Origin of the sequence: Kluyvera huaxiensis (assembly GCF_040149365.1) — a bacterium.
GTDB classification, from domain to species: domain Bacteria; phylum Pseudomonadota; class Gammaproteobacteria; order Enterobacterales; family Enterobacteriaceae; genus Kluyvera; species Kluyvera intermedia_A.
The window spans coordinates 76,502-86,873 of sequence record NZ_JBEFLV010000021.1 but is presented as its reverse complement, the minus strand read 5'-3'; the positions used below and the strand labels follow the sequence as shown (position 1 = coordinate 86,873).

General features: G+C 54.6%; 8 protein-coding genes. 2 read left to right on the top strand and 6 right to left on the bottom strand.

All coding sequences use genetic code 11. The features are described from left to right. Nucleotides 1-249: 249 nt before the first annotated feature. The 4 genes from hemG to pepQ are packed head-to-tail and all read right to left on the bottom strand — an operon-like array spanning nt 250 to nt 4,235. A complete protein-coding gene (gene hemG, locus ABOC97_RS19330; RefSeq protein WP_234501789.1) occupies nt 250-783 on the bottom strand; it encodes a menaquinone-dependent protoporphyrinogen IX dehydrogenase in 534 nt (177 codons plus the stop codon). A 12-nt stretch (nt 784-795) separates the two neighbouring features. Further along, nucleotides 796-2,247 carry a Trk system potassium transporter TrkH gene (trkH, locus tag ABOC97_RS19325; RefSeq protein ID WP_052283979.1) on the bottom strand — a complete coding sequence of 484 codons (1,452 nt, stop codon included), beginning with the start codon at nt 2,245-2,247 and terminating at the stop codon, nt 796-798. A gap of 42 nt (nt 2,248-2,289) precedes the next feature. Then, a complete protein-coding gene (locus ABOC97_RS19320; protein ID WP_349600907.1) occupies nt 2,290-2,904 on the bottom strand; it encodes an IMPACT family protein in 615 nt (204 codons plus the stop codon). Further along, nucleotides 2,904-4,235 (bottom strand): Xaa-Pro dipeptidase, encoded by a 1,332-nt coding sequence (pepQ, locus tag ABOC97_RS19315; RefSeq protein ID WP_349600904.1) that lies wholly within the window; start codon nt 4,233-4,235, stop codon nt 2,904-2,906. The genes ABOC97_RS19320 and pepQ overlap by 1 nt, the downstream gene beginning before the upstream one ends. A gap of 191 nt (nt 4,236-4,426) precedes the next feature. On the opposite strand from pepQ, the gene fadB reads away from it, so the two are divergent. Beyond that, complete coding sequence (gene fadB, locus ABOC97_RS19310) at nt 4,427-6,616, top strand: fatty acid oxidation complex subunit alpha FadB (protein WP_349600901.1); 2,190 nt, start codon at nt 4,427-4,429, stop codon at nt 6,614-6,616. A gap of 9 nt (nt 6,617-6,625) precedes the next feature. Then, the gene (fadA, locus tag ABOC97_RS19305; protein WP_349600898.1) at nt 6,626-7,789 is read left to right on the top strand and encodes an acetyl-CoA C-acyltransferase FadA; all 1,164 of its coding nucleotides are present in this window, start codon (nt 6,626-6,628) and stop codon (nt 7,787-7,789) included. A 155-nt stretch (nt 7,790-7,944) separates the two neighbouring features. On the opposite strand, the gene fre is transcribed toward fadA, so the two are convergent. Together fre and ubiD are read right to left on the bottom strand one after the other, a co-directional pair. Then, nucleotides 7,945-8,646 carry an NAD(P)H-flavin reductase gene (fre, locus tag ABOC97_RS19300; RefSeq protein ID WP_234501784.1) on the bottom strand — a complete coding sequence of 234 codons (702 nt, stop codon included), beginning with the start codon at nt 8,644-8,646 and terminating at the stop codon, nt 7,945-7,947. A gap of 84 nt (nt 8,647-8,730) precedes the next feature. Then, a complete protein-coding gene (gene ubiD / locus ABOC97_RS19295) occupies nt 8,731-10,209 on the bottom strand; it encodes a 4-hydroxy-3-polyprenylbenzoate decarboxylase (protein ID WP_234501783.1) in 1,479 nt (492 codons plus the stop codon). Between the last annotated feature and the right edge of the window lie 163 nt (nt 10,210-10,372).

The following is a 10,372-nucleotide window of genomic DNA, read 5'->3' as shown; positions in this document are numbered from 1 at the left end:
CAGTGCAACACGGCTTTCGCTCACTGTTGCGAGGTGGCGTATATTACGCTTTCCTCTTTCAGAGTCAAGCGTTTAATTTCGCTTTTCTCTGCCGAAGTTCTCAGGAGAACCCCGCTGACCCGGCGGCTTGTTTGCCGTTGTTCCGTCTCAGTGGGGCCGCATTATAGGGAGAAATTGAGATCCCGCAAGCATAAATATGAAAAATGTTTTCGTTCGCTCACTTTCCAGGCGATCCGTCGAATTACCGCCCTATTTGCGTGAAAGTTGCGCTATTTCACGGGCGAAATCTGCGACCTGTTGCCAATCGGTATAAACCACTTCTTTACTCGTATCCGTTTCGCCACCGGTCATCTTCATAATAAGTCGAATCATAAAGCGGTCGAACCATCCATAGCGTGGATAACGTAAAGCTCCCGCAAACACCGCGCAGCTATCCGGTTGCCATGGAGAACGCAGCAGGAACTTGCGCGTGTAGCTATTAGTCTGTGGTGAACGCTTCTCCGGTTTACGTGCTACCAGGTTCACCGAGAAGAACGCACTGGGTACTGCCTGCAATGCCGCAGCATGCTTTTTCACAAAACGGTCGAGCACCGGATGGAAATGGCCATAACGAATAGAAGCACCAATAATGATTCGATCATACAGCTGCCACTCAATATCATCCGTACGATTCAGATCAATCAGCGCCGTATCCGCACCCAGTTCATGGAGCTGAGAGCAAAGATAGGCGGCGATTTCGCGCGTCTGCCCATCACGGGTAGAAAAGAGCATTAATGTTTTCAACGCTGACTCCTGTTATTCGCGCCAGAATGTTGGAGTAAAGAGCACCAACAACGTAAAGACCTCAAGACGACCGAATAGCATATTCGCAATCAGGATCCACTTCGCCACCGGATTCATACTGGCAAAGTTATCCGCCACCACGCCCAGCCCTGGGCCGAGGTTGTTGAGCGTTGCCACAACGGAAGCAAACGCCGAGAAGTCATCTACACCGGTCGCGATGATCGCCAACATACTAATAATAAAGACCAGTGCATAAGCGGAGAAGAATCCCCACACCGCTTCAAGAATTCTTTCCGGTAGCGCACGGCTGCCCAGCTTAATGCTGTAGACCGCATTCGGGTGTACGAGACGTTTCAGTTCGCGGTTCCCCTGCTTGAACAACAACAGAATACGAATCACCTTCAGACCACCGCCCGTCGAACCCGCACAGCCACCGATAAATGCCGAACATAATAGAAGTACCGGCAGGAATAGCGGCCAGCGCGCAATACTGTCGGTCGTGAAGCCCGCCGTTGTCGCCATCGAGACAACCTGGAAGAAGGCCTGGTTTAGCGTCGTCACCGCAGATGCGTAGATATTGTGGAACCACAGAACCAATGTGCAAATCACCACCAGCGTTAGCTGGACACCGATAAACATGCGGAATTCCGGGTCACGCCAGTAAACCTTCAGGCTTCGTCCACTTAATAAAGAGAAGTGCAGACCGTAGTTACAGCCGGAGATCAGCAAGAAGATAGCAATAATGGTGTTGATGGTCGGGCTATTAAAGAAGCCGACGCTGGCATCGTGCGTTGAGAAACCGCCGATGGCGATTGTCGCAAAGCTGTGGCCGATAGCGTCAAACGCCGGCATCCCGGCAAACCATAGCGCCAGCGCGCACGCCACCGTCAGTAATACATAGATAAGCCATAGCGTTTTGGCCGTTTCGGCGATACGCGGCCGCATTTTGTTGTCTTTCAGCGGCCCGGGCATCTCCGCCCGATAAAGCTGCATCCCACCAACGCCGAGAATTGGCAGAATCGCCACCGCCAGCACAATGATCCCCATACCGCCAAACCACTGCAGCATTTGTCGATAAAAGAGGATAGCGTGAGGTAACGAGTCCAGCCCCACCAGCGTCGTCGCCCCGGTAGTGGTTAACCCCGAGAATGATTCAAAGAACGCATCGGTCACCGTGAGGTTCGGCTGCTCGGAGAAGATAAACGGCAGCGCACCCACGCTTCCCAGCACCGTCCAGAACAGGACGACTATCAGGAACCCTTCACGTGATTTCAGCTCGCCCTTTTCCCGACGGTTCGGCCACCACAGCAGCGAACCAATCGCCAGTGCGACAAAAAAGGTCTGGGTAAATGCGCGCCCGGCGCCATCGCGGTAAATCAAAGCCACCAATCCCGGCAGGATCATTGTCCCCGAGAATAAAATGACCAGAAGTCCAACAATTCGAGTAATGGCACGAAAATGCATTTCCGGCGCGTCCTTTGATATTCAAAAAAAGTCTGGAGGGGATTATTCGTCAATCGCTAACAATTGCAATGAACCACGACTAAAATCGGCCAGTCTTGCGGAAAAATCAGCCACTTTAGCCTGAGGAAGCGCCACGCGAAGCTGCACCGCAGCCTGATAGTCGCTGGTGACGATTTGACCTGCATACTGCCCAACCAGCGCCTCAACGCCCGCTAGCTGTCCGTATTCACATGACAAAGTATATTCGGTTAGCGGCGTCTTAACCTGTGTCGTCAGTAGATTGAGCGCCTGCTGCACTCCACCACCGTAGGCCTTCACCAGACCGCCGGTCCCCAACAGGATACCGCCGTAGTAGCGCACCACTACGGCGGTGATTTCGCCGATGCCGCTGCCCATCAACTGGGCAAGCATCGGTTTTCCGGCCGTGCCCGCCGGTTCACCGTCATCGGAGAAACCCAGCTGTTGTGAATCGTCAGGCCTACCTGCAACCCATGCCACGCAATGGTGGCGGGCATCCGGGTGTTCAGCACGAACCGACTCAACAAACGCTTTTGCCGCCTCTACCCCGTTGGTATGTGCCAACAGGGTAATAAAGCGACTTTTTTTGATCTCTTCAACGAAGGTGGCCGACTCGGCCGGTATTCGCCAACTGTCCATTACGCCAGCTTCAGGTCGCGCGTCATGTTTTCGATATTGTTCTCGTGGATAACCACGTTATCTTCAATACGAATACCGCCGAACGGCTTCAGCGCTTCAATTTTCTGCCAGTTGAAGTGCTTGCTGAACTGGCCTTCACGCCACGGCGCGAGCAGAGACTCAATAAAGTAGATGCCCGGCTCAATGGTCAGCACCATACGCGGTTCCAGCATACGGGTGCAGCGCAGGTACGGATATTTGGACGGAGCCGCCAGATGCGTACCGGTATCATCCTGCATAAAGCCCGCAACATCGTGAACCTGCAGACCCAACGGGTGGCCGATACCGTGCGGCATAAACGGCCCGGTCAGGTCGTTTTCCACCATCGCCTCTTCGCTCATGTCGGTCACGATCTGATGCTTACGCAGCAGTTTGGCAATTCGCTGATGGAACTGAATGTGGTAATCCACATAGCTGGTGCCCGCCTTCATGGTGGCGATCAGCGCCAACTGTTCGGTGTTCACATCTTTAACCAGATGCGCATAGTCATTATCGCTGTGCGCCGACCAGGTACGAGTGAGGTCAGCGGCGTAGCCGTTGTACTCGGCTCCGGCATCAAGCAGGAAACTGCGGATTTCAGACGGCGCGCGGTGATCGAGCTTGGTGTAGTGCAGTACAGAAGCGTGTTCATTCAGCGCCACGATGTTGCCGTAAGGCACATCGGTATCGCGGTGGCCGGTCGCCGTCAGGTAAGCAAGGTTGATATCAAACTCGCTCATGCCGGAACGGAAAGCTTCTTCTGCCGCGCGATGGCCGTTAACTGCCATCTTCTGCGCTTCTCGCATACACGCCAGTTCGTAATCTGTTTTGTAGGCGCGATAGTAGTGCAGATAATCAATCACCCCTTTCGGGTTGATATTGTTCGCGGCGATTCCTAAGCCCAGCGCACGCTCCGGAACCGGGCCGATATAACCGATATTGCCACGGTCAGCCGGCAGCAGGCCGCCAATACCGTCAGCCTTCGGTAACGCGATCACTTCAATATCTTCGGTCCAGAACGAGGTCGGCAGCGGTTCAACGTTGTGCCAGTAGTCCACCGGCAGGTAGAACCACAGTTTAGGTTTATTCACTCCATCAACCAGTAACCAGCAGTTTGGCACCTGAGTAACCGGCACCCAGGCTTTAAACTGCGGGTTGACCTTGAACGGGTACGCGTGGTCATCCAGAAAAACATTCATCAGCTCGCCAGAGTGGATAAGCAGCGCATCAAGCTTAAAACGCTCGAGTGCGTTACGCGCCCGCTCTTGTAAGGTAAGGATATGATTTTTATAAAGTGCGGCCAGTGATTCCATTATTTACCCTTCTGAATTTTTTGCCCTCAAGTCCCCGCATATTAGCACACCTCATTCAGCCTGCGTGATTTACACCGGACGTGATCCGACCAGCAAATATTTAAAGACTCATTTGCATTTATTTAACACAAAATACACACTCGACTTTATCTGGTACGACCAGATCACCTTGCTGGATTCAGGAGACTGACATGCTCTACAAAGGCGACACCCTATATCTCAACTGGCTGGAAGATGGCATTGCCGAACTGGTGTTCGATGCCCCCGGCTCCGTGAACAAACTTGATACCGCGACCGTCGCCAGCCTCGGCCAGGCGCTCGACGTCCTCGAAAAACAAAAAGAGCTGAAAGGACTGCTGCTGCGCTCTGAAAAAGCGGCCTTTATTGTCGGCGCGGATATCACCGAATTCCTTTCGCTGTTCCTGGTGCCTGAAGAACAGTTCAGCCAGTGGCTGCATTTCGCTAACAGCGTCTTTAACCGCCTGGAAGATTTGCCGGTCCCCACCCTTTCAGCCATCAATGGCTATGCACTGGGCGGCGGCTGCGAATGCGTACTGGCTACCGACTTCCGTCTGGCAACGCCGGACCTGCGTATCGGCCTGCCGGAAACTAAATTAGGCATCATGCCAGGCTTTGGTGGTTCCGTTCGTCTGCCGCGTCTGTTGGGGGCGGATAGCGCGCTTGAGATTATCGCGGCAGGTAAAGACGTTGGTGCCGAACAAGCGTTAAAAATCGGCCTGGTCGATGGCGTAGTAAAAGCAGAGAAACTGTTCGACGGCGCGCTGGCGGTGTTACGCCAGGCCATTAACGGCGATCTCGACTGGAAAGCTAAGCGTCAACCAAAGCTGGAACCACTGAAACTTAGCAAAATTGAAGCCACTATGAGCTTCACTATTGCCAAAGGCATGGTGATGCAGACGGCGGGTAAACACTACCCGGCGCCAATCACGGCGGTGAAGACCATTGAAGCGGCGGCCCGTTTTGGCCGTGAAGAAGCGCTGAATCTGGAAAATAAGAGTTTTGTCCCACTGGCCCATTCTAATGAAGCCCGTGCGCTGGTCGGCATTTTCCTCAACGACCAATTTGTAAAAAGTCAGGCGAAGAAACTGACCAAAAACACCGAACCACCAAAACATGCCGCCGTGCTGGGTGCAGGCATCATGGGTGGCGGGATTGCTTACCAGTCCGCCTGGAAAGGCGTGCCGGTTATCATGAAGGATATTAACGAGAAATCGCTGACGCTTGGCATGAACGAAGCCAGCAAGCTGCTCAATAAACAGCTGGAACGCGGCAAAATTGATGGTCTGAAGCTGGCGGGGGTTATTTCTACCATTCAACCAACCCTCGATTACGCCGGTTTCGACCGCGTTGATGTCGTGGTTGAAGCCGTAGTCGAAAACCCGAAAGTGAAAAAGGCGGTTCTGGTCGAGACCGAGCAAAAAGTCCGCCCGGATACCGTGCTGGCCTCCAACACCTCGACCATTCCTATTGGTGAGCTGGCCGACGCGCTTGAACGTCCAGAAAACTTCTGCGGGATGCACTTCTTCAACCCGGTGCACCGTATGCCGCTGGTTGAAATCATTCGCGGCAAGAAAACCTCCGACAGTACCATTGCGAAAGTGGTCGCCTGGGCGAGCAAGATGGGCAAAACCCCTATCGTGGTTAACGACTGCCCGGGCTTCTTCGTCAACCGCGTGCTGTTCCCGTACTTTGCCGGTTTTAGCCAGCTGCTACGCGACGGAGCCGACTTCCGCAAAGTGGATAAGGTGATGGAGAAGCAGTTTGGCTGGCCAATGGGCCCTGCCTACTTGCTCGACGTGGTTGGCATTGATACCGCGCACCATGCGCAGGCCGTTATGGCCGCTGGTTTCCCACAGCGGATGCACAAAGATTACCGTGACGCCATAGACGCACTGTTTGACGCCAGCCGCTATGGGCAGAAAAACGGTCTGGGCTTCTGGCGCTATAAAGAAGACAGCAAAGGCAAACCGAAGAAAGAAGAAGATTCTGCGGTGGATAGCCTGCTGGCAGAAGTCAGCCAGCCAAAGCGTGACTTCAGTGACGAAGAGATCATCGCCCGTATGATGATCCCGATGGTCAACGAAGTGGTACGTTGTCTGGAAGAAGGCATTATCGCAACCCCAGCTGAAGCCGATATGGCGCTGGTCTACGGCCTGGGCTTCCCTCCATTCCACGGTGGCGCATTCCGCTGGCTGGATACGCTAGGCAGCGCGAAGTACCTCGATATGGCACAGCAATACCAGCACCTCGGCCCGCTGTATGAAGTTCCGGCCGGCCTGCGCGACAAAGCGCGTCATAACGAAGCGTACTATCCCCCGGTTGAGCCAGCCCGCCCGGCTGGTGAGCTGAAAACGGCTTAAGGAGTCACGATGGAACAGGTTGTTATTGTTGATGCAATTCGTACCCCAATGGGCCGTTCGAAGGGCGGTGCGTTCCGCAACGTGCGCGCGGAGGATCTCTCCGCCCATCTGATGCGTAGCCTGCTGGCTCGTAACCCGGCGCTTGAAGCGGCGGCTATCGATGACATCTATTGGGGCTGCGTGCAGCAGACGCTAGAACAGGGCTTCAATATTGCCCGTAACGCCTCGCTGCTGGCAGAAATCCCTCACTCGGTTCCGGCGAATACCGTCAACCGTCTGTGTGGCTCTTCGATGCAGGCGCTACACGACGCGGCGCGTATGATCATGACCGGCGATGCGCAGGTCTGTATGGTCGGCGGCGTTGAGCACATGGGCCACGTACCAATGAGCCACGGCGTAGACTTCCATCCAGGAATGAGCCGCACCGTCGCAAAAGCGGCTGGCATGATGGGGCTAACGGCAGAAATGCTCTCCCGCATGCACGGTATCAGCCGTGAAATGCAGGACGCTTTCGCTGCCCGCTCCCATGCTCGCGCTTGGGCGGCAACGCAGTCCGGCGGCTTTAAGAATGAAATTATTCCCACCGGCGGCCACGACGCTGACGGCGTACTGAAACAGTTTACCTACGACGAAGTCATCCGCCCGGAGACCACCGTTGAAGCGCTGTCCACTCTGCGCCCGGCGTTTGATCCGGTTACTGGTACCGTTACGGCAGGTTCTTCTTCTGCCCTCTCCGACGGCGCCTCCGCGATGCTGGTGATGAGCGAAAGCCGCGCGCGTGCGCTGGACTTAACGCCGCGCGCCCGTATCCGTTCAATGGCGGTAGTCGGCTGCGACCCTTCGATTATGGGTTACGGCCCGGTTCCGGCGTCAAAGCTGGCGCTGAAAAAAGCGGGTCTGTCGGCGAGCGATATTGATCTGTTTGAGATGAACGAAGCATTTGCCGCGCAGATCCTGCCGTGCATTAAAGATCTGGGGCTGATGGAGCAGATCGATGAGAAGATCAACCTCAACGGCGGGGCTATTGCGTTAGGCCACCCTCTTGGGTGCTCCGGTACGCGTATCACCACCACCTTGCTGAACCTGATGGAACGCAAAGACGCCCAGTTTGGTCTGGCGACTATGTGCATCGGCTTAGGTCAAGGCATCGCGACAGTTATCGAGCGGGTATAAAAAACACGCCCCGGTACCGCATTACGGGACCGGGGCAAGCAATGTGATCGTCCGGATAGGGCGCGCTAGCGTCACTACCCGGCAAGCAACCTTATTACAAAAAAGTTTAGTTGCCGTTCTTCCCGCCTGTCAGGGGCGGGCTTTTTATCCACGCATCAGATAAACGCGAAAGCATCACCAAACAGACGATCTTCACGCGCCTGGCGTTCGTTACAGAACAGGTCACGGGCAATTTTCGCCATTTCAAAACGGCCAGCGATATAGATATCGTGGTTTGCCAGCGTACCGTAGTCCTGCAATACCGCCGTCAGCACGGTACCAGAACGTCCGCGCCAACCCTCTTCCGGCTGTTCAACCACCGGTTCAACGCGCAGATTTGGATGGTTCACCGATAACGCTTCCAGTTCGGAGAGATCGTACAGATGCTTCTCTTCGCGACCACCCCAGTAAATCGTAACATCACGATTCGGGTTGCGCGCCAGCGCGGTCAGCAAAATAGAACGCACGTACGAGAAGCCGGTACCGCCGGCAATCAGCACCAGAGGACGTTCGTCCTCATCGCGCAGCCAGGCTTCGCCGTGTGGGATATCAACAACCACTTCGCGCTCTTTGAGAATTCTGTCCATCACGGCCATCGCATACAGATTCAGCTCTGAGGCGCCGATGTGCAGCTCAATAAACGCTTTTTCGTCCGGCGTAGAGGCCATGGAGAACGGGCGTTTATCGCGCTCATCCATCACCACCATCAGATACTGGCCGGCACGAAATGAGAAGGCAGCTTCGGGTTCTAAACGAACGCGATATACCGTATCGGTAATCGCATCCACCGAGGTCACTTTACAGCTTAAGGTTGTCATGCGCTCCCTCTGTCGGGTCTTCTCCCCCATCATCATCGGCGATACCAGGACGTATGCTCCACTGATGATTTAGGGGGATATTTATCATTTATCGTCGGAAAAAATGGCCAGCTCATCCCAGATTTCATCGATACGCGCCGTAACGGCGGGATCTTTCTTAATCGGGCGGCCCCACTCGCGCTGGGTTTCCCCAGGCCACTTGTTGGTGGCATCCAGCCCCATTTTCGACCCCAACCCGGAAACCGGCGAGGCGAAATCAAGATAATCAATCGGCGTGTTTTCTACCAGCACGGTGTCCCTCGCAGGATCCATGCGGGTGGTAATCGCCCATATCACATCGTTCCAGTCACGTGCGTTCACGTCATCATCGCAGACAATCACGAATTTTGTGTACATAAATTGGCGTAAAAACGACCATACGCCCATCATCACGCGTTTTGCATGCCCTGCGTACTGTTTTTTCATGGTGACGACGGCAAGGCGATAGGAACACCCTTCCGGCGGCAGATAGAAATCAACAATCTCCGGGAACTGTTTTTGCAGAATCGGCACAAACACTTCGTTCAGCGCCACGCCCAGCACCGCCGGTTCATCTGGCGGACGCCCGGTGTAAGTCGAATGATAAATTGCATCTTCACGCTGGGTAATGTGGGTCACGGTGAAGACCGGGAAGTTATCAACTTCGTTGTAATAACCGGTGTGGTCGCCATAGGGGCCTTCCGGAGCCATCTCGCCGGGCTCAATGTAGCCTTCAAGCACAATCTCGGCGCTGGCCGGAACTTCCAGGTCGTTAGAAAGACACTTCACCACTTCGGTTTTGGTACCGCGCAGCAGGCCAGCAAAGGCATACTCGGAAAGCGTATCCGGTACCGGCGTCACCGCCCCCAGAATAGTGGCAGGATCGGCGCCTAGCGCCACCGACACCGGGAAGCGTTCACCCGGATGCGCCGCACACCACTCCTGAAAATCAAGCGCGCCGCCGCGATGTGACAGCCAGCGCATAATCAGTTTGTTTTTGCCGATCACCTGCTGACGATAAATCCCCAGGTTTTGCCGCTCTTTATGCGGCCCACGAGTCACCGTCAGCCCCCAGGTAATCAGCGGAGCCGCATCTTCTGGCCAACAGGTCATCACCGGGATGCGGGACAAATCAACGTCATCACCGGAGATAATTTTTTGCTGGCAAGGCGCGCCACGCAGACGTTTCGTCGGCATGTTTAGCACCTGCTTGAACTGCGGCAGCTTATCGAACAGATCGCGGAAGCCCTTTGGCGGCTCAGGTTCTTTCAAAAAGGCTAATAATTTACCCACTTCGCGCAGCGCGCTGACATCTTCCTGCCCCATCCCCATCGCCACACGCTTCGGGGTACCGAACAGGTTACACAGCACCGGCATGGAATAACCAATAGGATTTTCAAACAGTAACGCGGGACCACCGGCGCGTAGAGTGCGATCGGCAATTTCGGTAATTTCCAGATGGGGATCAACCGGGAGGCTAATACGCTTAAGCTCACCCTGCTGCTCAAGCTGTGTCAGAAAGTCGCGTAGGTCTTGGTATTTCATGGGGTAATTATTGGCCTCCTGGTAAGCGCCTCATTATACGGCGAATGGTTCCGTGATGCTGTAATTTTGTTAAATTAGCGTAAATTAAAGCAGTAATAATCAACATCGCGATTTGACTGCACTTTTGTTATGCTTTCGCGCTAAAGAGCGGAAACGAGTCATT

What these genes read in the sequence shown, in the direction of transcription:
- trkH (WP_052283979.1), bottom strand. Translation starts at nt 2,247, where the DNA reads ATGCATTTTCGTGCCATTACTCGAATTGTTGGACTTCTGGTCATTTTA.
- ABOC97_RS19320 (WP_349600907.1), bottom strand. Translation starts at nt 2,904, where the DNA reads ATGGACAGTTGGCGAATACCGGCCGAGTCGGCCACCTTCGTTGAAGAG.
- pepQ (WP_349600904.1), bottom strand. Translation starts at nt 4,235, where the DNA reads ATGGAATCACTGGCCGCACTTTATAAAAATCATATCCTTACCTTACAA.
- fadB (WP_349600901.1), top strand. Translation starts at nt 4,427, where the DNA reads ATGCTCTACAAAGGCGACACCCTATATCTCAACTGGCTGGAAGATGGC.
- fadA (WP_349600898.1), top strand. Translation starts at nt 6,626, where the DNA reads ATGGAACAGGTTGTTATTGTTGATGCAATTCGTACCCCAATGGGCCGT.
- fre (WP_234501784.1), bottom strand. Translation starts at nt 8,646, where the DNA reads ATGACAACCTTAAGCTGTAAAGTGACCTCGGTGGATGCGATTACCGAT.
- ubiD (WP_234501783.1), bottom strand. Translation starts at nt 10,209, where the DNA reads ATGAAATACCAAGACCTACGCGACTTTCTGACACAGCTTGAGCAGCAG.